Annotated in this window: 1 pseudogene; it reads left to right on the top strand. The window is 44.9% G+C overall.

Annotation, left to right across the window (positions count from 1 at the left end):
- Positions 1-247, top strand: a pseudogene (locus tag SB660_RS22820) (DNA-directed RNA polymerase subunit alpha); the annotation flags it as partial.

Genomic DNA, 247 nt, shown 5'->3' with positions numbered 1-247 from the left:
GAGTTCGCCTTACTGCACAAAGAGGACGTGGGTATACACCTGCTGATTCGAACAAAAGAGACGATCAGCCAATCGGCGTGATTCCGATCGATTCAATCTTTACGCCAGTTTCTCGTTTATCTTATCAGGTAGAAAACACTCGTGTAGGCCAGGTTGCAAACTATGACAAACTTACACTTGATGTTTGGACTGACGGAAGCACTGGACCGAAGGAAGCAATTGCTCTCGGTTCAAAGATTTTAACTGA

The organism is Bacillus sp. SIMBA_005 (assembly GCF_046535585.1).
In the GTDB taxonomy this organism is placed as follows: domain Bacteria; phylum Bacillota; class Bacilli; order Bacillales; family Bacillaceae; genus Bacillus; species Bacillus pumilus.
Note: the sequence above shows the minus strand (reverse complement) of the source record. Positions and strands in the feature narration are given on the sequence as shown.